Here is a 22,174-nt window from a genome sequence, read left to right on the forward strand (position 1 = left end):
ATCATAAAGCAGAAGAAGGCTTTATAGCGGAAAATCAGGGAATTATAAACCAGCGGCTTTGCGTAATGCGTCGGCTTTATCGGTTTTTTCCCAAGTGAAGTTTTCACCTTCACGGCCGAAGTGGCCGTACGCCGCGGTTGGGAGATAAATTGGGCGTTTCAAATCGAGCATTTTAATTAAGCCGGCTGGGCGTAATTCAAAGTGTTCACGAACCAACTGTGTAATCACTGCATCGCTGACTTTGCCCGTGCCAAAAGTATTGATACTGATCGACGTTGGTTCAGCCACGCCGATGGCGTAAGAGATTTGAATTTCACATTTGTCAGCAAGACCTGCAGCCACGATGTTTTTCGCGACATAACGACCAGCGTAGGCCGCAGAACGATCAACCTTGGATGGATCTTTACCAGAGAAAGCGCCACCACCATGACGCGCCATGCCGCCGTAAGTATCCACGATGATTTTACGACCCGTTAGACCGCAATCGCCAACTGGACCACCAATGATGAACTGGCCTGTTGGGTTGATGAAGTATTTGGTGTCTTTTGATAACCATTCAGCAGGAAGAACTGGCTTGATGATCTCTTCCATAACGGCTTCACGAAGGTCAGCTTGTTTTACCGACGCGCTGTGTTGTGTCGAAAGAACCACCGCATCGATTGCACAGGGTTTGCCGTTTTCGTCGTAGCGGAAGGTAACTTGGCTTTTTGCATCAGGACGAAGGAAGTCTAGGGTACCGTTTTTACGCACTTCTGCTTGGCGTTGCACCAAACGATGAGCATAAGTGATCGGGGCTGGCATTAACACGTCAGTTTCGTTTGTCGCAAAACCAAACATCAAGCCTTGGTCGCCCGCACCTTGTTCGTGTTCTTCGGCTTCGTCAACGCCGACGGCAATATCGGCAGATTGTTTGCCGATGGCATTCATGACAGCGCAAGATTCCCAGTCGAATCCCATGTCTGAGCTGTTGTAGCCGATTTTACGGATAACGCCACGGGCGATTTCTTCAATGTCGACCCATGCGTTAGTACGAACTTCACCGGCTACCAATACCATGCCTGTTTTGACTAGGGTTTCACAAGCGACACGCGCTTCTGGGTCTTCAGCCAGAATGGCATCAAGAATAGCATCGGATACTTGGTCGGCGATTTTGTCTGGGTGGCCTTCAGAAACAGATTCTGAAGTAAATAAAGAATATTCTGACATGTTTAGTGCCTCTATCAAAAATGATGGATAAGCGCTAAATAGGTATAAAAAAACCCGCTTAGCAATGTTTATATTTCAAAAAAGCTAAACAGGTGATATTGCTTCTGTTTAGCTGAATTTATATAGCGTCCGCAAGCCGAAACAAATCGACGCTTTTAGTGGGTCAAATGATGGACTAGAGTTGTTTAAATATCAACCCGATCTGCAGATTTTAATGAGGCAAAGGTCGTTTTTTTTGTTACGATGGTGCCGATTTATGTGTATTTTCATTTTCTCTGCCCAATGTTTGGGCGTAATGATGGGGTCAGCATTGCATGGTGGCTCTATCCCGTAGAGAATGTTTCTTCTATTGTTCGTTAAGCTATCAGGAGTAGAATAACCATGCCGTCTCGCAAACAACTTGCTAACGCCATACGTGCTTTGAGTATGGATGCTGTTCAAAAAGCTAACTCAGGCCACCCAGGTGCGCCAATGGGGATGGCAGACATCGCTGAAGTGCTATGGAATGACTTTTTAAAGCACAACCCCAATAATTCAAAATGGGTAGATCGTGATCGCTTTGTGTTGTCAAACGGCCATGGCTCTATGCTGATTTACTCTTTACTGCATTTGTCTGGTTACAAGCTGCCAATCGAAGAGTTAAAACAATTTCGTCAACTTCACTCTAAAACACCAGGTCATCCGGAATACGGCTATACCGATGGCGTAGAAACCACAACAGGTCCGTTGGGGGCCGGTATCAGTAACGCGGTAGGTATGGCGATTGCTGAGAAAACCCTAGCCGCGCAATTTAACCGCGAAGGCCACCAGATTGTAGATCACAATACCTATTGTTTCCTTGGCGATGGTTGTTTGATGGAAGGTATTTCTCATGAAGCCGCTTCATTGGCTGGGACGTTGGGTCTAGGCAAGCTGGTTGCTTTTTGGGATGACAATGGCATCTCCATCGACGGTCATGTTGAAGGTTGGTTTACAGACAATACACCACAACGTTTTGAAGCTTACGGTTGGCACGTTATTGCTGACGTAGATGGCCATGACCCAGAAGCGATTAAAGCAGCGATTGAAGCGGCAAAAGCGGAAACAACGAAACCCAGTTTGATTTGCTGCAAAACCATTATCGGTTTTGGTTCTCCGAATAAATCGGGTAGCCATGATTGCCATGGTGCACCACTAGGTGATGCAGAAATCGCAGCAGCGCGTGAGTTCCTAGGTTGGCCTTATGCACCTTTTGAAATCCCTGCCGATGTTTACTCTGGTTGGGATGCAAAAGAAGCAGGTGCCGCACGCGAAACTCAGTGGAATGCTCAATTCGAAGCCTATAAAGCCGCTTACCCAGAGTTGGCTGCAGAGTTTGAACGTCGCGTTATTAAAGGCGAATTGCCTGTGGATTTCGACGCGAAAACAAAAGCCTTCATCCAAGAATGCCAAGACAAAGGCGAAAGCATCGCCAGCCGTAAAGCGTCGCAAAATGCGATTGGTTTCTTTGGTGCCATGTTGCCCGAGTTATTAGGGGGCTCTGCCGATCTTGCTGGCTCTAACTTGACGTTATGGTCTGGTTCGAAAGGTATTCAAGACGACCCAGCCGGTAATTATGTTTACTACGGGGTGCGTGAATTTGGTATGAGTGGCATCATGAATGGTGCGTCTTTGCACGGTGGTTTTATTAACTACGGCGCGACCTTCATGATGTTTATGGAGTACGCGCGTAATGCGGTTCGTATGTCAGCGTTGATGGGTATTCAGAACCTGTTTGTTTACACACACGATTCGATTGGTCAGGGTGAAGACGGTCCGACTCACCAACCAGTAGAACAGCTTGCTAACCTGCGCATGACACCCAACATGTCAGTATGGCGTCCATGCGATGCGGCAGAAACAGCGGTGGCTTGGAAAGCGGGTATTGAACGTCGTGATGGTCCAACGTCTTTGGTTTTCTCTCGTCAAGGATTGCCTGCGCAAGCGCGTAACGCCGAGCAGTTGGCGAACGTAGCCAAAGGTGGTTATGTATTACATGACTGTGCTGGCACACCAGAGCTGATTTTGATTGCAACCGGCTCTGAAGTCGGTCTTGCAATGGATTCTGCCAAGGCCTTGACCGCGAAAGGTAGAAAAGTACGCGTGGTGTCTATGCCGTCAACAAACGTATTTGATTCACAAGATGCGACTTACAAAGCGTCTGTGTTACCAAGCAGCGTTACTAAGCGTGTTGCCATCGAAGCGGCACATGCGGATTATTGGTACAAGTACGTTGGTTTCGAAGGCGCTATGGTGGGAATGACGACTTTCGGTGAGTCTGCACCTGGTGGTGATTTGCTGAAGCACTTCGGCTTTACGGTAGACAATGTGGTTGCGACGGCTGAGAAAATTCTAGCCGCGTAATGTTATTGCTTGCTAAGAAAAGAGGCGTGCGTTTGTGCGCCTCTTTTTCCTTTTATTAGGCGGAAAGTGATGGCTTTTGGGTTACTTTCTTTGCGATGAAGTAGTAGGACTATGTTGCGAGTCGCTATCAATGGTTATGGTCGTATCGGACGCTCGGTATTGCGAGCGCTCTATGAGAACGGCTACCGTGACCACATTCAAGTGGTTGCTATTAATGAATTGTCTGACATCGAGACAATCAGTTACCTTACGCGCTATGACACGACTCATGGCCGTTTTCCTTTACCTGTTTCGACGCAAGCGAATCAACTGCTTGTTGGTGATGATGCTATTGCATGCTTTTCCTGCGCGACCCCTGATGAGTTAGATTGGTCGTCTCTTGAGTTGGATATGGTGCTGGAATGTTCAGGCAGTTTTTCTGGTCGAGAAGGGGCTCAAGCTTATCTAAACGCTGGTGTGCCACGACTATTATTGTCCCAACCAGCGGCCGCGGACGTTGATGCCACCATTGTGTATGGTTTTAATCACCATGAGATTCAGGTAGATCACCGTATTGTCTCGGCCGCATCTTGTACAACCAATTGTTTGATTCCCGTATTGGATATTGTTAAGCAATTCTGCGGTGTTGTACATGGCATGACTCAGACGATTCACTCGGCGATGAACGATCAACCTGTTATTGATGGCTATCATACCAAAGATCTGCGTCTGACTCGTGCGGCTTTGAGCTCGATTATTCCTGTGGATACGGGGTTGGCGCGAGGTATTACGCGCATGATGCCAGAGCTGGAAGGCAAGATGGGGTGTAACGCAGTGCGTGTGCCGACGTTGAATGTGTCCGTGATTGATTTAGTGTTGCGCACAGAGCAAGACGTGACGGTTGAGCAAATACATTCGCAGCTAGAGCAGGCCGCCAATTCGAAATATGCCGGACTTATGGGATTCACCACAGAGGCACACGCATCGGTGGATTTTAACCATGACCCACGCTCGGTGATCATAGACAGTACACAGACTCAAGTCATTGATCGGCGTATGGTGAAATTACTGTGTTGGTTTGATAATGAATGGGGCTACGCTAACCGTATGTTGGATGTGGCTAAATATTGGTCTGGTGTGATCAAGCGATAACAGAGAGTTTGATCTGTCAGAACGTTAAATGATGAGGACATCGTACATGACCGTAATAAATATGAAAGATTTGGATCTGACGAATAAGCGCGTGCTGATTCGTGAAGACTTAAACGTACCAGTAAAAGACGGCAAAGTGACCAGTGATGCGCGTATCCGCGCGGCTTTACCAACGATCAAGCTGGCGCTAGCGGCTGGCGCGAAAGTCATGGTGATGTCGCACCTTGGTCGCCCAACGGAAGGCCAATATGAAGAAGCGTTTTCTCTTCAACCTGTTGCAACACATCTTTCGGATTTATTAGGGCAAGACGTGCCATTAGTGAAAGATTGGTTAGATGGTGTGGACGTTGAGTCAGGTCAACTTGTGTTGGTTGAAAACGTACGTTTTAACCTTGGCGAGAAAAAAGACGATGAAACGCTCTCTAAAAAAATGGCGGCTCTGTGTGATGTATTCGTGATGGATGCATTTGGCACGGCGCATCGTGCTCATGCCTCAACTCATGGTGTTGCGAAATATGCGCCTGTGGCGTGTGCGGGTCCTCTGTTAGCCGCAGAGTTAGATGCATTGGGCAAAGCCCTTGATAATCCAGCTCGTCCTTTGGTGGCAGTGGTAGGTGGTTCAAAAGTATCGACCAAATTAACCGTATTAGAATCCTTGTCTAAGGTATGCGATCAGCTAATCGTTGGCGGTGGTATCTCCAATACTTTTGTGGCGGCCCGTGGTTACAATGTCGGTAAGTCATTGTATGAAAAAGACCTTATTCCACAAGCGCAAAAGCTAATGGCTGATTTGGATATTCCTGAGTTGACAGATGTTCGTGTTGGAACGGAGTTTTCGGAAACGGCGGTCGCGACAGTTAAGCCAGTCGATCAAGTGGCTGACCATGAGGAAATTATGGATTTGGGGCCGGACTCAGCCCAAGTGCTTGCTGATATTCTGAAAAATGCCAAAACTATTCTATGGAATGGCCCATGTGGCGTGTTTGAATTTGATAACTTTTCTAAGGGAACAGAGGTCATCGCTCAAGCCATTGCCGACAGTGATGCTTTCTCTGTTGCTGGTGGTGGTGACACGTTGGCAGCGATCGATAAATACGGTCTTGCTGACAAAATCTCTTATATTTCAACCGGTGGTGGCGCGTTTTTAGAATTTGTTGAAGGAAAAGTGTTGCCAGCGGTTGCGATGTTAGAGTCACGAGCGCAAAATTAGTATTAAAGAACGGCAAAGATCGTTCTAAAGCACGACATAAATGATAAAAGGCGAAAAGCCTACTTTACTAACACTGTTTGAAGTTTGATGTGAGTTGCACTGAAAGCAGTGTTGGTGAAAACAAAACTAGAGAGTGACCTACTCGATGTCAGTCGGGTATGACAATAACGATAAGGCGTAAGCCACATGGTCTGTGTGAACAAGCCATGATTACAAATACAGAGAGTTAACTAACACCGTAACTCCAAACGTTATAAATACAAAACAAGACAAATTGTCAGAGGAAACCTTTTATGCCTTTAATCAGTATGCGCCAATTGCTCGACCATGCAGCAGAGCACAGTTATGGTTTGCCAGCCTTCAATGTGAATAACATGGAGCAAGTCAAAGCCATTATGGAAGCCGCTAATGAAGTGAATTCCCCTGTAATAATGCAAGCCTCTGCGGGTGCGCGTAAATACGCGGGTTCACACTTCCTGCGTCATTTGATCGCGGCTGCGATTGAAGATTATCCGCATATCCCTGTGGTGATGCATCAGGATCATGGTACGTCTCCGGCTATTTGCCAGCGCTCTATTCAGTTAGGTTTCTCATCGGTGATGATGGATGGCTCCTTGATGGCGGATGGCAAAACACCAGCCAGCTATGAATACAATGTGGATGTCACTCGTCGTACGGTAGAATTCGCTCATGCGTGCGGTGTGTCTGTAGAAGGTGAGTTGGGCGTATTGGGTTCACTTGAAACTGGTCAAGCTGGGGAAGAAGACGGTGTGGGCGCTGAAGGTACTTTATCTCATGCGCAAATGTTGACGGATCCACAAGAAGCGGTGGATTTTGTTAACGCGACGGGCATCGACGCCTTGGCTGTGGCGATCGGTACGAGCCATGGTGCCTACAAGTTTACTCGTCCACCAACCGGTGACATTCTGGACATCGAACGTATTGCCAAAATTGTGGCATTATTGCCAAATACTCATATTGTTTTGCATGGCTCGTCTTCTGTTCCTCAAGACTGGTTGTCTATCATCAATGAGTTTGGTGGTGATATTCCTGAGACGTATGGTGTTCCGATTGATGAGATCGTTAAAGCGATTCGTTACGGTGTTCGTAAGGTTAACATCGATACTGACTTGCGCCTGGCGGCAACTGGTGCGATTCGTCGTAGTTTGGCGGAGCACAAAGGCAACTTTGACCCGCGTAAGTATTTGACGGAAAGTATCAAAGCGATGAAAGCGGTGTGTATTGACCGTTATGAAGCGTTTGGTTCAGCGGGTCAGGCTTCTCGTATCCATACCATTAATTTGGAAGAGATGGCGGTTCGTTATGAGCGTGGAGAATACTCCGGCGGTCGTGTTTTTTAAGTCAGGCTTGCAAATGCTTGATGCGTAATAAAATGGTGAGCAAATAGGTCAGGGAAATTATTTTTGATTTTTTTTAATAAAAAAGTAAAAAAACTATTGACCGGAAAATTCAATTACCTATAATGCTCGCCATTCCTTGCGGGAGTGGTGGAATTGGTAGACACGCTGGATTTAGGTTCCAGTGCTTCACGGCGTGAGAGTTCGAGTCTCTCCTTCCGCACCAAATTTAAAAAAAGCTGACTTTATGTCGGCTTTTTTTATGTCTAAAATTTATCAAATCGTCTTCTGTTTTGTGCTTACTGCCTTTGCAGACACATTTTTTGTACTTGTTGTCAGTTTATTGTTTCCGTCATCATCAAAGTTCGCTAATTTGGTTAGAATGTTTCTCCATGATGCTTGATCGGATTTAGTAATGCGAAGACTGTGTGCTTTTATTGTTTGGGTGGCTTTTGGCTGTTCGGTGATGCCAACGCAAGCGGCGAGTATGGCGCTTGATTTAATGGACAGCCGTGATTTTTATCAATTGATTCCCAGACAGGGTCCTTTAGCTGAGCAATTTTCTACGATTATCAGCTCTCCTCCTAGTCCTATTCGTGTCTCTCAAAAAAGCGCTGTACGTATTGCTTTGTTGCTGTTTGGTGATGTGGACTCGATAGAAAATAGATCATTGTTAGTGGCGTTTAGAAAACGCATGCGCGAACTAAACATAGACTATCGCTTAGATACATACACGGACGCATCAGAATGGGACGGTGATTTGACGTCTTACCTTAAGATAGCTGACTCATCACCAGATTACGTGGTGGTAACCAAATTAGGGGCTGTGCAGCGACGATTTTTAGAACGCTTTTTGCGATCTGGTAAACCTAAGGTGATTTTATACGATTTTGCTTCGCCATTAACTCATTGGATAAATCGTCCGCCGCTTATGTATGTAGGGTTTGACCAAAAGAAAGCGACGTCTATGCTCGCGAGCTACCTTGATCGTCAATTGCCAGCAGAGGCAAGGATTTCGGCGTTGATTTTACCGCCCAGTTATCTTGGTCATATGCGATGTGATTTGTTTTTAGATGAAATGATGAAGTATAAACGTCCTGTTGAGCGTATTTTGGTTGTCCCCGACGATAAGCAAGAAGCGTTTATGGCAGCAAACACGCTTTTAAACGACGGCGACATAGATTTTATTTTTAGTTGTGCTCAAGGTATTTCTGATGGTGTCGTGGCGGCATTGCAGGCACAAGGAGAGCGTTCACAAGCGCAGACAAATACCTGGGGAGTTGCACAGAATGGACTGGCCGACTTAGAAAGTCGTCGTGTGAAAGTGAGCGTCTTGTTCATGAAGGACGATTTAGCGATTGCGGTTGCAGAAGCGATTAAATTAGATCTTGAAGGAAGAAATATGCCAAATCTTTATGTGGCCAACGCCATTTTGATGCCTGCTGAATTAGACGCTGAGAGTTTGCGTTTGATGATGTTGCAGGCTCATCATTATTCGGTGGAATTATGGCAGCAGTGACTTTTAGTTTACGTCGTCGCTTTCGGCAAAGAGCCCTAATTCTGATCGGTGCGGTGTTTTTAACCATCGCTTTGGCGATTTTGTATTTCATTGATACTTTGCATCAGTCTGCTTTAGAAACAAACTTGGCGTTAAAGCACCGTATGGTCGAACAGACATTTAATGGGTATTTGGCGCGCGCTGAAGATGAGATGAAATTCATAGGTCAAGACCTTTCTCTGAGCAATTATGCTGCAGGACGGGAGTTGGACTTATTGTTCAGCCATCATGAAGTGCTGTTTTTTGGTGGCTTAGATTTTTTCTACATTGAGTGGGCAAACGGTAAAAGCTCGATGGATCCGAGGGCACGTTTATTTACCAAGGTGGATTTTCGTTCTGTGTTAGACGCAGGCCTGATGAATAAATGGACGTCTGTTGTCACCAAGGACAACTCAATTCTGCTGTTGTACAAAAAGAGATTGGTTTCTGCCGAACAGGAAAGCATTGGTTTTTTATATGGCTTCATTTCGCTAAACGATAACTTAACATTGGCGAATGAGTTATTAGAAAGTGCTCAGGTAAGCGCCGTCAGTGTGTATGACAATGAACGTGACCGTATTTTGCTCGAAGAGCATAAATTGGGGGTGGATTTATCTGGCACAGTACTGCATTCGCGCTTGCCTCTCGTGTCTCCCGTTCAAGCCGATTTGCAGTTAGATATTATGCAGAAGTATACGCTTTCTTCTGCGACTCTAAGCAGTGCAATGCCTTTGATTCTATGTGTCGGCTTGGTGTTGCTCTGCTGTTACTTGCTTCTGTTGCGCTTGATCAGACAGTTAATTTTCTCTCCCTTAGAAAGGATTGTTTATCGTCGTGAGGACAACCTTTTGCCCTATGCAGAGCTGCAACCTATACAGTTACAAAGTAATGAGTATAAAGCCTTTATTCGGGCGAAAGAGCATAAGTTTATGTTACTGGCTGAATCGGTACACAGCGCCATTATTTTTTGTAATGAGGTGGCCGAGATTGAGCTGATCAATGCAGAAGCCAAGCGTCTTTTTCCTGATGCTGAGAAGGCTAGGACATTATTTGATTTTATGCCTATTTCTTGTCATCAATCCATTCAGGAAGCGCTAAAGGGGGGGATTGGTGTGGTGTTTGACTTAACTATCAATAATTTAAGTCAAATATATCAATGGCGTGCTTATTCCTTTCAGAATGAGAGTGACTATCGTGGTGTGCTGCTGGTGGGGCGGAATGTCACTCAAGAGACGAGTTTGACGTGGCAACTGGCCCAGCTGCAACCATTATCATCTGTTGTTCAAAGGAAAGTGGATACAGATGCGATTTTAAATGAGCTAACGTATTTGTCTGCTTTGCCTGGTCCGTTGGAAGCGAGGCATCTTCAGGGTTGGTTGTCTTTGTTGATTTCAGTATTGGATGACATTGATTGTACGGAAAGTGATGTGATTTATTTGCCACTGGGTGAGGTTTTTAGCCAAGAAAGTGCGCGCGTGATGGCCGCGATGGGCGTCGAAGCAAACAGGGCCTTAGTGGATTGCTCTATTGAATCTGGAGCGAAGGTGGTGGCAGTAGATGCCAGCTTTAGAAGTTTGATTCGTGTACTGCTTATGATGGTCATGTCAAACGACATGGCGGAAAGGCGTCTTACTATTCGTTTTTATGATTCTGAACTTGAAATGATCGCAATGAATGATATGGCGTTTAGACCACTTTTTTATTGGATGATTAAGGTGTTGCTAACAACGCTTGGGGGGCAGCAAAAGATTCTACAAAACAATGCCGTACAGTTGAATTTGTTGGTAGGAGAGAACGAGAGCAGAACGGAGTTTCATTCTTTTGTGGCGGATAAGATCGTGGCTTGGGTAGTGAATGATTATCCGAACACAAAAGCCATTAGGGAGGCATTGATCAGACTGGGGATGCAGGTTGAAGAATATGTATCAACAGACAGCTTTTTCACTCAGTCCAGTACGGTGAGAAAGTTTGATGCAGTATTAATTGGCTGTGATAAAGATGTTAATGCGCAAGCGGATATGACTCGTGCGTTGCAGCTAAAATACAATCGTGATCATCTTCCCATTGTTTGGCTTAATAGTATTTTACCGGTGGAAGTGAATCCGTATGTGTTTACTTTGCAAGGGTGTTCCTTTGATTATAGTTTGCACCAAGTGTTGGTTAAAGCATGCGCTCTAGAAGGCATTCTGCCTATTCGTTCAAATGAAAAAGGGCGTTCTTGGGTGATGATTGGCGGTAGTCGAGTAACAAAAGCCATTTGGTATACCGAGTTAGAAAAACACCATGTGACTACCCAGTGGTTGGCAGATCTTTCTCATTATCAGGTTGTCTTGTCGTATCATGCTGAAGCGACCATTGTGTTACTGGAGCCTCAGCCTTCAAGGCTTTTATTGGCGATTCAGTCCGCTTTTCCAAAAGTTCGATTTTTTTCTTTACAGCAATGGTCTGAAATGCCGGATAATGTGTCATTTTTTGATATGCCGTGGCCTTACTCTGTAGATCAGATAAGATTATTTACTGAAAAAGTTATGCAACAAAAGACAAATATTGGGAGCAATAAATGAGTGTAATTGGGTTAATTGGCGCCATGGACGAAGAAGTCGCTGTGATCAAAGCGTGGATGACAGAGGTTCGTGAACAGTCTATTGCTGGCTGTGATTTTTTTGTTGGACGTTTTGAAGGCAAAGACGTTGTGTTATTGAAATCGGGTATCGGTAAAGTGAATGCGGCGGTGTCTACTACCTTATTGCTCTCCCAGTTTAAGCCTGAGTATGTGATCAATATTGGCTCTGCTGGTGGTTTTGACCCTGAATTGCAGGTGGGCGATGTGGTTATTTCTGACCACGTTGTTCATCACGATGTGGATGTCACCGCTTTTGGTTATGTTATAGGGCAAGTGCCAAATATGCCTGCGACTTACCCCGCTGACATGGCGCTGGTTAATCAAGCCAAACAAGCCTTGACGTCAGTGACTCAAGTGAAGGCGAAAGTGGGTCTGATAGGCACAGGTGACAGCTTTATGAACGACCCTGAGAGAGTGAATAAGGTGCGTGCAATGTTTCCAGAATTGGTTGCTGTCGAAATGGAAGCGGCGGCTGTGGCGCAGGTTTGTTTTAAATTTGCTACGCCGTTTGTGGTTGTGCGCTCTTTATCAGACATTGCGGGTAAGGAATCACCACAAAGCTTTGAGGAATACCTTCAAGTCGCCGCTGAAAATTCGTCTCTTATGATCCAGAAGATGCTTAAAGGTTTCTAGAATATGAGGTCGTATGAGGGTCAAATAATAGGAGTTTGTTTGTTGGCTTGTTGGCCCTTGTTTGCTTTTTCTGAGGAGAGGGTTGCGGAAACCGAGGCAGAGTTTTTTAATAATGAAATGGCTGAAACTTCATGGTGGTTATCTTTTCATGAGAGTATTTCAGAGACAATTGGCGATTGGTCTGAAAGTATTGATACCTTTTTATCAGGAAAGCAAAGCTCCAGAGAACAAAATTCTGATAGTAATTTACAGATTCGATTTGGCTCGGTATTGAGTGAATATGACAGCGAGCGTTCTGGTTTTTTTGAATTTCGTACTCGATTAAAACTTCCTAACACTCAAGATAGATTGCGATTGATTGTTGAATCAGAGCCTGACTCTTTGGCTCCAGAACGTTTGCGAGGCGAGTCTACACAGCAAAATAGCGTGGTTAATTCGGCTTTGAAGTCCAATATATCGGCTGCCATTCGTTATATAAAAGATGATATCGGTTTAGATATTGATACAGGGATTAGAGTCGATATTCCTTTAGATCCTTTTATACGATTTCGCTTTAATCAACATGGTGGAAAAGATCAGTGGAATTGGCGGCAAAGCCAAGAAGCTTTTGCCTATTATTCAAAAGGTGTTGGGGCGCGTTACGGCGTTGGGGTGAGTTATGCCCTGCGTTCAAACTTGAGCTTAGGCACTGATTTTGGTATCACTTGGCTCGATAAAGAAGGAGAGTTTTATGCTCGTGAGAATTTTTTTGTACAGCATCGTTTGGATGAAAAAAATCGTATTAGTTATCAACTAAGCTTTTTGCAATCAGGCGAACACTCCATCGAGCCAGACAGTTTTTTATATAATCTTCAATACGAGCGTTTACTGTATAAAGATTGGCTGATTGGGCAGGTAAAGCCTCAGTTTACCCATGAGGCGGATGAGGATTATGAGGGTAAGCTTTCACTGACGTTATCGTTGGCAATTTTGTTAGGGCCCAAATACCTTTACTAATGAGATTGGCTAATTTCATTGTATGTTGGTGTGCGATTAGATTTGTATGCAGGGAACTCGTATAATGCCGCGCTTAATCAGTATCGATCGCTTCCAAGAGAGTCAGCTATGAGACCGGATCAAATCCAACCAGAAATGTATCAAAAGCAGCTGCAGGAAAAGCAAGCTGAATTAGCCAAATTAATGGCGACTTTGTCATTGCCTGAGATGGAAGTGTTTGCGAGTCAGTCTTCTCATTATCGTATGCGAGCGGAGTTCCGTATTTGGCATGAAGGCGACGACTTATATTACGCCATGTTTGATTCTGCTGATCCTAGAACACCGATTCGAACGGATCAGTTTTTAGCGGCATCGAGCCTTATTAATGAATTGATGCCCAAACTGCTTGATGCGGTTCGTGATATTCCAGTTTTACGTCATAAGCTTTTTCAAGTGGACTTTTTAACGACCACGACGGGCGAAGCCTTGATTAGCCTGCTTTACCACAAGCCCATCGATGCAGAATGGAATGCGGCGGCGCGTCAGTTAAATGAGGCTTTTCCGGCGTGTCATTTTATTGGTCGTAGTCGTAAGAAAAAACAAATTTTGACTCGTGATTTTGTGATGGAAACATTGACCGTTAATGGTCAAAAATTCCATTATCAACAAGTCGAAAATAGCTTTACTCAGCCTAATGCTGGCATTAATGAAAAGATGCTTGAATGGGCATTAGACGTTACAAAAGAGGCATCAGGTGATTTGTTAGAGATGTATTGTGGTAACGGCAACTTTTCTATTCCCCTTGCCCGCCGCTTTGATCGAGTGGTTGCCACTGAAATATCGAAAGTGTCAGTGAATTCTGCGCAGTTGAATATTGCCATGAATGGCATGAATAACGTCCAAGTGGTCAAAATGGCCAGTGAAGATGTGTCCGCGGCTTTGAATGGTGACGTCGAATTACCTAAGAGCTTAGTTCAGGCGGGCGTGAGTGAACTGACGCCCTCTGTGGTGTTGGTTGATCCACCGCGAGCCGGTTTGGATGATGCCACGGTTGAACTGATTCGTAAGATTGACGCCATTCTTTATATCTCCTGTAATCCAGAGACGCTTAAAGCGAATTTAGAGGCTTTGTCGAGTACCCATGAAGTGGTTCGATATGCCATGTTTGACCAATTTCCTTATACGCATCATGTGGAAACGGGTGTGTATTTACAGAGAAAATCGTTACTTGAAGAAAATTAAGTAACTCGTAACAAAAGTCACTGGTCTGACATCGCTATGAGTTTTGCTCTTCTTAAAATGAAAGACATTCTCACAGCGACGTTAGGCTGCTGATTATTCTGTGTTAAGATAGGCGAACTTTTTCCCCCACCACCAAAGAGAAGTCGAACGAGCCATGAGTAATAACTCACTAGACAAAGACAAAATTAAAATCTTGTTATTAGAAGGCGTTCATCAGTCAGCATTGGATGCATTGCATGACGCAGGCTATACCAACATTGAATATCACAAAACAGCGTTAGCAGGAGATGAGTTGATCGAGAAAATCTCGGAAGCGCATTTCATTGGTATTCGATCTCGTACCCAGTTAACGGCGAGTGTGTTAGAGCATGCGAATAAACTGGTTGCCATTGGTTGTTTCTGCATTGGTACGAACCAGGTAGACCTCGATGCCGCCAGCGAGAAGGGGATTGTTGTTTTCAATGCGCCTTACTCCAATACACGTAGCGTGGCTGAGTTGGTTCTTGGGCAATTGATTCTATTACTTCGCGGTATTCCTGCGAAAAACGCGGCTTGCCATCGTGGCGGTTGGATCAAATCTGCTGCTGGGTCTTTTGAAACTCGTGGTAAGCGTTTAGGTATTATTGGTTACGGCAGTATCGGGACGCAATTGAGTGTTTTGGCTGAATCTTTAGGCATGGAAGTCTGCTTTTACGATATCGTCACCAAATTGCCATTAGGTAATGCACGTCAAATTAAGAGCTTGAAAGAATTGCTGTCTACTAGTGATATTATCAGCTTGCATGTGCCTGAAACGAATTCGACTAAGATGATGATCGGCGCGAAAGAAGTGTCTCAAATGAAGAAGGGTTCTATCTTCATCAATGCTTCGCGCGGTACGGTTGCAGATCTAGACGCCGTGGCGGAAGCCATTAAGTCTGGGGATTTAGGTGGCGCAGCGGTCGACGTATTCCCTATTGAGCCGAAAGGTAATGAGGAAGAATTTGTATCACCACTACGCGGTTTAGACAATGTGATCCTAACGCCTCATATCGGCGGTAGCACGATGGAAGCTCAAGAAAACATCGGTATTGAAGTGGCTGAGAAGCTGATTAAATACTCTGATGTGGGTACTACAACGGCGGCAGTTAACTTCCCAGAAGTGGCCTTGCCTGCTCAAGCGGATAACCACCGTATTCTCCACATTCATGAAAACCGTCCAGGTGTACTTTCTAAGATCAACTCGATCTTCTCTGAAAACAACATCAACATTACGGGTCAGTATCTTCGTACAACGGAGAAGCTTGGTTACATGGTCATGGATGTGGATGCTGCTGCGGGTGAACTTGCACTTGAAAAAGTGAAAGAAGTCGATGGCACGATAAAAGCACGAGTCTTGTTTTAATAGCGTTGTCGTCACTGCGTAAGATACCAAAATCCAGCGATTAAGCTGGATTTTTTGTTTCTAGGCTGGGAGCGAACTTTCTCGGGCTATTAACGGATACCGAGTGTGGTTGTAATATCTTGAATCTTTTGTTTGATACTGTCTGTCACATTTGCCATGAACGCTTCGGACTCATTGGCTTGCTCTCGGACTTTGACAACGGCGGCGTTTAGCTTATTCATCCCAAGTTTTTGCTCTGCAGCATACCCTGTTGCTTTTTTCGCTAAGTGGGTCGATTGCTTGGATTTTTCTAAGATCTCTTGAGCAGATTGGCCAAGAGCGTGCGTTAAACTGACCTGTTCGGTTGACGCACTTTGAATCAGCTCTAGGTTGGTTTTTAGTTGATTCGTGGCCGAGGTGAGCGATGAAAAAATTTCTGTCATTTCTTCTAATGATTGCTGTGTCCGACTTGATAATGTGCGCACCTCTGACGCCACAACGGCAAAGCCTCGGCCATGCTCTCCTGCGCGAGCCGCTTCGATTGCTGCATTTAACGCCAACAGGTTGGTTTGTTCCGAAATATCCCTGATTCCACCAACGATAGAAGAAGCGTTTGATACTGAGGAGGCTAAGTGAGTCAAGGCGTTGTTACTGTTGGCTAAGCGTTCCATGGTTGTCTGATTTGCCATCGCCAATGAGGCGGCTTGATTAACGCTGTGCGTCATGGCGGTATTGGTGTCCGCTGCGTAGCTGGCGACTTCCTGAGCTCGGACTTCGGCTTTATTGGCAAGTGTTTCGACTTGATTAGACATATTTAGTGTGTCGTCAAGTTCTTGGCGCGAGGCCATGCTGAGTTCATGTACTTGTCCAAAGGCATTTAGCATGTCATTAAGCGACAAGGATATATTGCTAAGTTCGGTGTCTTTTTGTTGTCGTTGAACAGCAATTTGTTCCAAATAACGATTTAGATAATGAGCAACGTCTGACAGTTCGTTTTTGTTTTTGCCAACTTTTAGTGTGCTGATGTTTTGGTGTTCCACTAATTCTTTCACGGCGGTGTATAAATCTCTCGCGCTTTTTACAACGACTTTATTTTGGAAAATATGCACTGAAATAGTGGTGAGTACCATTAAAACAACAAACACTGAGAACGCCAGCAACGTTTGTTGCTGCGTGGCCTGAGCACTTTCTTGAATATTTTGTGTACCTGACTTGAGGGTCGCTTCAAGTTGTTTAATCTGAGTGCGTATTTTACCCTGTGCGGCAACGGCTTGTTTAATCACCTGAAGACTCACGTCTACGTCTTTTAGGTATCTGTCTGACCAAGAATGCAGCTCGGCTTTGGCTTCTTCCAAGGGGTCAGTTTCTTGTTCTGTCTCTTCTGCACTCGTTGACCAGCCCATTAGTGCAGAGAGGTCATCATTAGCACTACCATTTTCTTCCCCAGCCAATGTCAGTATGGGCAAATTGCTAAAGTCTTTAATGTGAGATTGAAACAGCTGTACGGCTTGCTTTAAACGTTCATAGTTTTCCGGTGTATTGTTGGCTAAAAATTCGTCCTTCGCACTGCTGACATGAATAAGGTCTGCATATAATGCAGCTTGGCTAGCTAAATAAGGTGCCGCGGTCTGTATATCAGTTTGAGCTTGGTAAGATTGTATTTTTCCGGCCGCTTCATCTATGGACAAGAGGGTTTGACGCTCATTATTTTCGATAAGAGCAAAAGGATCCCCCGATAATTTCCCCGCCGCTCTAATATCCGACTGAAGGCTTTTTTCTATTTCCGTCAGCTGTTTTTCAATAGGGGCTTTTATGTCATCTGGTAGCGTGCTTAATGCAGGACGAATTTTAGTTTGGATGAATTCCTCGGTGGTTTGCAATGTGGAGGCTTCACCAGAAGATAGATACCCTTCGATTAGCTGTTTTAGATCAATGGATGAATAGGACCAAACTTGGGTATAAGCATCGCTTTGCTCAAACGCATCACGGAATTTCATCAAACTCCAAAGTAGTAGGGCGATGAGCATCCCCGCAATAATGAAATAGCTAATGGTTGTTGTGCGAGTCACATGGGAAATTTTCAATCCAGAACCTACTTTGTTTACATTATTTTGAAAATGGGACTACCTTAATAGGAATAGATGACAAAAATGTGACAGGCTGGGCACTGAAAAGATGAGTGGGGTGATATTGAGCCTTGCTATCTAATTGCCCAAAGACGCTTTATTTTTGACTATTAGCGTCGTGTAGGAAGTGAAGTGGGCCTAATGAGCAAAAAAAACTTCCATGGTCACTTTTTCGTCATTATTTTGTATTAAATTAAAATGGATATTAAACGAGTGTTTAATAAAAGAGTGTTCTACATGTTAAAACGCTTTCTATGAATGACCAAAAAAATCATAAACTCAAAGGAGTTCAAGAATGACCCTTTCTCGTCGTCAGTTTGTTAAAGGTGCCTCTATTGCAGGTGCCGTTGCCGCCGCCCCATTTTCTATCAATAGAGCCATTGCTGCGAACAAAGAATTGCGTATCTATGCTTGGGCTGGCTACATCACCGATGAAATGCTAGCGGATTTTAAAGCGAAGACCGGTATTAATGCGACATTTACGCCCTATGGTACAAACGATGAGTTGATGAACTCTTTACGTGCTACGGATGGTACGGGCTTCGATATTATTATGCCAACGGTCGACCGAGTGCCTGGGTATGTGGATTATGATTTGGTTCAACCGCTTGATGTGAAAAGAATTAATTGGGACGGCTGCTTAGAAAGCGCGTTATCGGGCTCTGATGTTGGTGGTGTTGTAAAAGGTAAGCGTTACTTTGCGCCGTCTGATTGGGGCACCGAGGCAATTGCTTACAATAAAAACGATGCCAAGCTAAGTAAAGAGCTGAGTTACGGTGATCTTTGGTTGCCCGAGAATGCGGGCGGTGTCACGGTACGTGGCCATTCTGCTTTGGTTGGGATTGGCTTGTGGTTAGAAAAAGCGGGCAAGTTACCTTATCCATTGCTTGAGTCTTATAAAAATGAACAAGCCATGCGTGCTAACTTTGATGTCATTCTCAAAGTAGCGGTTGAACATAAAGGGGCCATTGCTCAGTTCTGGTCAACTGAAAACGAGGCACAAGGTGCATTCCGGACTAATGGTGCGACGATTGGTCAAACGTGGGACAGCACGGCATTTAAATTGCAATCCGAAGGTGAGCCAATTGCTTACGGTGCACCAAAAGAAGGGGCATTGGCATGGATGGAAGGTTTTGTTATTCCTAAGAATGCTAACAATGTGGATTCTGTTTACGAGTTCATCAACTGGTATTACACGCCTGAAGCGGGTGCGATGTTTGTGAAAGCAACGGGCTACAACTCTACGTCGAAAGGCGCTGATGCACTTTTACCTGCTGAAACGAAGCAGTTTTTCCAAGACTCTTACAGCCAGCAGGATCTTGCCAACCTTTGGTGGTGGCCAATTCAAGAGCCATGGTACGTAGCGTTGCGTAATGAGTACCAAGACCGTTACTTGTCTGCATAAAACCTCGAAGGCCTCTTGTGATTTTCACGAGGGGCTTTTTTGTATCGAGACGATTGTGTCAAGAAAATCAATCAGCGAGAGAAATATGGATAGCAGTGTTCATCTAGATAATACCGTCATGCAATTTGGCGACTTTACCGCCATACAGAAAACCGATCTCAAAATTGAATCAGGTGAATTTTTCAGTTTTTTAGGGCCATCAGGCTGTGGCAAAACCACGATTTTAAACATGATTAGCGGATTCATAGATCCCACTCAGGGTGATATTAAAATTGGTGGTCAGAGTATGCGTGGCGTACCAGCCAACAAACGACCAACTTCGATGATTTTTCAAAACCTCGCGCTTTTCCCTTTAATGACAGTCGCTGAAAATATTGAATTTGGCTTAGAGGTTCGCGGTGTTTCGAAAAGTGAGCGTAAAAAAGCATCAGATCGTTTGCTTGAGTTGGTGGCTTTGGAAGGCAGTGGAACCAAAAAAGTGTCCGAACTATCCGGCGGACAAAAACAGCGCATTGCTATTGCTCGAGCCTTGGCGGTCGAACCGCAAGTCTTGTTGCTCGATGAGCCCTTGTCAGCGTTGGACTTAAAACTGCGTCAGCACATGCGCACGGAGTTAAAAGCAATTCAGCGTAAAACGGGCATTACGTTTATTTACATCACGCACGATCAAGGGGAAGCCTTGACCATGTCAGACCGTGTGGCGGTGATGTCAGCAGGTCGTATTCAGCAAGTCGCTGATCCTATCACCTTATATCGTGATCCACATACCGCTTTTGTGGCGTCATTTGTTGGTGAAAATAACGCTGTCGCTGGCAAGGTGATTGAAGTGAATTCAGAGTTTGTTGTCTTAGATTGTGGGCCACTGGGTAAATTAGCAGGACGCTGCCAAGGAAATGTGGCTGTTGGTACCGATGCGACTCTTTTTGTTCGCCCCGAGCATTTTAGACTACAAGCAGAAAATGGTATGCATACCCTGCAAGCCACTATTGATGAAGTGAATTTTGAGGGGGCGTACTTGACACTCAATGCCAATACGCCAGCTAATCAAGCATTGTCTATACAGCTTGGTACTCATCAGTTTTCTGACGCCTTGCAAAAAAATGCCCCTGTGAGTCTTTCGTATAATGAGAAAGATGCCATTGTAATTGCTGGAGGCGGCCATGTTTAGTCAGCTAAAGTCGCGATTCGGTAGCGGTTTGGCGGTTGGTATCATTGGTATGATTGCTATCTGGCTGATTGGCTTGGTAATTTTGCCACAGCTTCTCATGGTTGATTACTCCCTTCGGCCGAACTTGCTTCCGGCTGATATCGGTGGACCTGAAGACGTTTATTCACTGACAAATTACGAAACCCTGTTTAGCAATAAAATACATTTGGCTATTTTCTTCAAGACCATATGGTCGAGCGTACTAGTCACTTCCTTGACGCTCGTGGTGAGTTATCCGATTGCGTTTTATTTGGCCAAAGTTGCTACGCCACAAAAGGCGGCACTTTGCCTCTTACTATTGATTATTCCTTTCTGGATTAATGAGATTCTGCGGACTTTTTCTTGGTATATCATTCTTGCCTATAAGGGGCCGCTGAATGCTTTGTTACTGGGCGTCGGCATCATTGATCGCCCCATTCGTTTTCTATCTGGTGATGGCGGCGTGCTAATTGGCATGGTGTACGCCTATATTCTATTTATGATCTTTCCGATTTATAACGCGATTGAAAGCTTGGATACTAACCAAATCAAGGCGGCACGTAATTTGGGGGCAGGCTGGATTCGTACTCACTGGCGAGTGGTTATACCGCACGCTAAGCCCGGGATTGCAACGGGGTGCATAATGACCTTTATGCTAGCAGCAGGCAGTTATGCCGTGCCTGCTTTGTTGGGCTCACCGGGGAGTCGATGGTTTACACAAATTATCTATAATTGGTTTTTTGAGGGGGGCGATTGGAACCAAGGCGCGGCTTATGCGTTTCTCTTGTTGGTGATTTGTATTGGTTTCATTGCGTTAGTGATGCGTGTCTTTAAAGTTGGATTGGGAGACATTGCAAAATGAAGTCTGAAACAATCATGCGATATGCAATACGTTTCTACATTGGTGTGTTTTTTATCTATTTGTTTACCCCGCTTATTATTATGGGATTGGCGACCTTCAATGATAGCCGTTTTCCGACGGTGTCACCTTGGCGGGGCGCGACACTAAAATGGTTTGAGGCACTTGCTCAAGATGGTGCAATGTGGACGGCATTATGGACAAGTATTGTGGTTGCGGCAGGTGTGTTGATTGTTGCTGTACCTGTTGGCATTTGTTGTGCGCTTTTTTTATCGACTGTACAGGGCAAAGGGAAGACCTTTCTTTATACATTAATGATGTCACCATTATTAACACCTGGTGTCATTGTTGGTATATCGACGCTTATTTTTTGGAAAGGCCTATCAGTAAGTGGTGGGGTGTTTCTAACGGTTGTCGCGCAAACTACCTTTATTAGTGCTTATGTTATGCTGATGGTGTTAGCGCGTTTACAGCGCTTTGATCGCACACTTGAAAATGCCGCGCTAAGTTTGGGAGCGACCCAATGGCAAGCATTTCGTCGTATTTTGTTACCTTATTTGAAGCCCGCCATTATTTCAGCGGCAGCAATCGCCTTTTTGCAATCGTTTGAAAATTACAACACGACCCTATTTGTAAAAGGTTACGATACTACGCTGACTGTGTATATTGCTTCTAAAGTGAGAACAGGGTTAACACCAGCGGTCAATGCGCTGGGTTTGGTGATGATTTCTATCACTATCTTGTTAGCGATTGTGTATGAGGTGAAGCGTCGTCGAGAGCTTACCGCGAATTCATAGTGAAATAGCCTGATAGTTTTAATGTTAAAAGGCCATTATTTATACGAATAGTGGCCTTTTTTATGTCTTTTGGTTACTCAGTGATCAGTTCTGGTTGTTAAAGCAAATTAATGTGACAAAATAATAAAAAAACCAAAAAAA

General features: G+C 44.8%; 16 protein-coding genes and 1 tRNA gene. 15 read left to right on the plus strand and 2 right to left on the minus strand.

The window, feature by feature from the left end; translation table 11 throughout:
- Positions 1 to 42: 42 nt before the first annotated feature.
- Positions 43 to 1,206, minus strand: coding sequence for a methionine adenosyltransferase (metK, locus tag DK187_RS03445; protein ID WP_111605948.1), 1,164 nt, complete (start codon positions 1,204 to 1,206; stop codon positions 43 to 45).
- A gap of 381 nt (positions 1,207 to 1,587) precedes the next feature.
- On the opposite strand from metK, the gene tkt reads away from it, so the two are divergent.
- The 11 genes from tkt (at position 1,588) to serA (ending at position 15,681) form a co-directional block, all read left to right on the plus strand.
- Positions 1,588 to 3,588: a transketolase gene (gene tkt / locus DK187_RS03450; protein ID WP_111605949.1), complete on the plus strand. Its 2,001-nt coding sequence runs from the start codon at positions 1,588 to 1,590 to the stop codon at positions 3,586 to 3,588.
- A gap of 111 nt (positions 3,589 to 3,699) precedes the next feature.
- Entirely contained in the window at positions 3,700 to 4,719 is a 1,020-nt protein-coding gene (locus DK187_RS03455) for a type I glyceraldehyde-3-phosphate dehydrogenase (RefSeq protein ID WP_111605950.1), read from the plus strand.
- A gap of 46 nt (positions 4,720 to 4,765) precedes the next feature.
- On the plus strand, positions 4,766 to 5,929 hold the full coding sequence (locus DK187_RS03460; protein ID WP_111605951.1) for a phosphoglycerate kinase: 1,164 nt from the start codon (positions 4,766 to 4,768) through the stop codon (positions 5,927 to 5,929).
- Positions 5,930 to 6,222: 293 nt separating this feature from the next.
- The gene (fba, locus tag DK187_RS03465; protein ID WP_111605952.1) at positions 6,223 to 7,290 is read left to right on the plus strand and encodes a class II fructose-bisphosphate aldolase; all 1,068 of its coding nucleotides are present in this window, start codon (positions 6,223 to 6,225) and stop codon (positions 7,288 to 7,290) included.
- A 138-nt stretch (positions 7,291 to 7,428) separates the two neighbouring features.
- Positions 7,429 to 7,513: transfer RNA gene (locus tag DK187_RS03470), tRNA-Leu, on the plus strand.
- Positions 7,514 to 7,702: 189 nt separating this feature from the next.
- Positions 7,703 to 8,806, plus strand: coding sequence for a substrate-binding domain-containing protein (locus DK187_RS03475; RefSeq protein ID WP_111605953.1), 1,104 nt, complete (start codon positions 7,703 to 7,705; stop codon positions 8,804 to 8,806).
- Positions 8,794 to 11,388 (plus strand): nitrogen regulation protein NR(II), encoded by a 2,595-nt coding sequence (locus DK187_RS03480; RefSeq protein WP_111605954.1) that lies wholly within the window; start codon positions 8,794 to 8,796, stop codon positions 11,386 to 11,388. Before DK187_RS03475 ends, DK187_RS03480 begins: the two co-directional genes overlap by 13 nt.
- Positions 11,385 to 12,080, plus strand: a complete 696-nt coding sequence (gene mtnN / locus DK187_RS03485) for a 5'-methylthioadenosine/S-adenosylhomocysteine nucleosidase (RefSeq protein WP_111605955.1) — start codon at positions 11,385 to 11,387, stop codon at positions 12,078 to 12,080. The genes DK187_RS03480 and mtnN overlap by 4 nt, the downstream gene beginning before the upstream one ends.
- Before the next feature lie 39 nt (positions 12,081 to 12,119).
- Positions 12,120 to 13,076 (plus strand): hypothetical protein, encoded by a 957-nt coding sequence (locus DK187_RS03490; RefSeq protein WP_223232262.1) that lies wholly within the window; start codon positions 12,120 to 12,122, stop codon positions 13,074 to 13,076.
- A gap of 108 nt (positions 13,077 to 13,184) precedes the next feature.
- The gene (gene trmA / locus DK187_RS03495; RefSeq protein WP_111605957.1) at positions 13,185 to 14,297 is read left to right on the plus strand and encodes a tRNA (uridine(54)-C5)-methyltransferase TrmA; all 1,113 of its coding nucleotides are present in this window, start codon (positions 13,185 to 13,187) and stop codon (positions 14,295 to 14,297) included.
- A 154-nt stretch (positions 14,298 to 14,451) separates the two neighbouring features.
- A complete protein-coding gene (gene serA / locus DK187_RS03500) occupies positions 14,452 to 15,681 on the plus strand; it encodes a phosphoglycerate dehydrogenase (protein ID WP_111605958.1) in 1,230 nt (409 codons plus the stop codon).
- 89 nt (positions 15,682 to 15,770) lie between these two features.
- Here serA and DK187_RS03505 read toward each other — a convergent pair whose 3' ends face one another.
- A complete protein-coding gene (locus DK187_RS03505; RefSeq protein WP_269808137.1) occupies positions 15,771 to 17,744 on the minus strand; it encodes a methyl-accepting chemotaxis protein in 1,974 nt (657 codons plus the stop codon).
- Positions 17,745 to 18,081: 337 nt separating this feature from the next.
- Here DK187_RS03505 and DK187_RS03510 point away from each other — a divergent pair, with 337 nt between their 5' ends.
- The 4 genes from DK187_RS03510 to DK187_RS03525 all read left to right on the plus strand — a co-directional run bounded on the left by DK187_RS03510 (position 18,082) and on the right by DK187_RS03525 (position 22,033).
- A complete protein-coding gene (locus tag DK187_RS03510; RefSeq protein ID WP_111605960.1) occupies positions 18,082 to 19,191 on the plus strand; it encodes an extracellular solute-binding protein in 1,110 nt (369 codons plus the stop codon).
- Between the two features lie 85 nt (positions 19,192 to 19,276).
- Positions 19,277 to 20,359 (plus strand): ABC transporter ATP-binding protein, encoded by a 1,083-nt coding sequence (locus tag DK187_RS03515; protein ID WP_111605961.1) that lies wholly within the window; start codon positions 19,277 to 19,279, stop codon positions 20,357 to 20,359.
- A complete protein-coding gene (locus DK187_RS03520) occupies positions 20,352 to 21,239 on the plus strand; it encodes an ABC transporter permease (protein WP_111605962.1) in 888 nt (295 codons plus the stop codon). The genes DK187_RS03515 and DK187_RS03520 overlap by 8 nt, the downstream gene beginning before the upstream one ends.
- On the plus strand, positions 21,236 to 22,033 hold the full coding sequence (locus DK187_RS03525) for an ABC transporter permease (protein ID WP_111605963.1): 798 nt from the start codon (positions 21,236 to 21,238) through the stop codon (positions 22,031 to 22,033). The genes DK187_RS03520 and DK187_RS03525 overlap by 4 nt, the downstream gene beginning before the upstream one ends.
- The last annotated feature ends 141 nt before the right edge of the window (positions 22,034 to 22,174 follow it).

This window comes from Marinomonas arctica (assembly GCF_003259225.1).
Lineage (GTDB): Bacteria > Pseudomonadota > Gammaproteobacteria > Pseudomonadales > Marinomonadaceae > Marinomonas > Marinomonas arctica.

Excerpts from the sequence above, each read along its gene's own strand:
- metK (WP_111605948.1), bottom strand. The coding sequence starts at position 1,206 with ATGTCAGAATATTCTTTATTTACTTCAGAATCTGTTTCTGAAGGCCAC.
- tkt (WP_111605949.1), top strand. The coding sequence starts at position 1,588 with ATGCCGTCTCGCAAACAACTTGCTAACGCCATACGTGCTTTGAGTATG.
- DK187_RS03455 (WP_111605950.1), top strand. The coding sequence starts at position 3,700 with ATGTTGCGAGTCGCTATCAATGGTTATGGTCGTATCGGACGCTCGGTA.
- DK187_RS03460 (WP_111605951.1), top strand. The coding sequence starts at position 4,766 with ATGACCGTAATAAATATGAAAGATTTGGATCTGACGAATAAGCGCGTG.
- fba (WP_111605952.1), top strand. The coding sequence starts at position 6,223 with ATGCCTTTAATCAGTATGCGCCAATTGCTCGACCATGCAGCAGAGCAC.
- DK187_RS03475 (WP_111605953.1), top strand. The coding sequence starts at position 7,703 with ATGCGAAGACTGTGTGCTTTTATTGTTTGGGTGGCTTTTGGCTGTTCG.
- DK187_RS03480 (WP_111605954.1), top strand. The coding sequence starts at position 8,794 with ATGGCAGCAGTGACTTTTAGTTTACGTCGTCGCTTTCGGCAAAGAGCC.
- mtnN (WP_111605955.1), top strand. The coding sequence starts at position 11,385 with ATGAGTGTAATTGGGTTAATTGGCGCCATGGACGAAGAAGTCGCTGTG.
- trmA (WP_111605957.1), top strand. The coding sequence starts at position 13,185 with ATGAGACCGGATCAAATCCAACCAGAAATGTATCAAAAGCAGCTGCAG.
- serA (WP_111605958.1), top strand. The coding sequence starts at position 14,452 with ATGAGTAATAACTCACTAGACAAAGACAAAATTAAAATCTTGTTATTA.
- DK187_RS03510 (WP_111605960.1), top strand. The coding sequence starts at position 18,082 with ATGACCCTTTCTCGTCGTCAGTTTGTTAAAGGTGCCTCTATTGCAGGT.
- DK187_RS03515 (WP_111605961.1), top strand. The coding sequence starts at position 19,277 with ATGGATAGCAGTGTTCATCTAGATAATACCGTCATGCAATTTGGCGAC.
- DK187_RS03520 (WP_111605962.1), top strand. The coding sequence starts at position 20,352 with ATGTTTAGTCAGCTAAAGTCGCGATTCGGTAGCGGTTTGGCGGTTGGT.
- DK187_RS03525 (WP_111605963.1), top strand. The coding sequence starts at position 21,236 with ATGAAGTCTGAAACAATCATGCGATATGCAATACGTTTCTACATTGGT.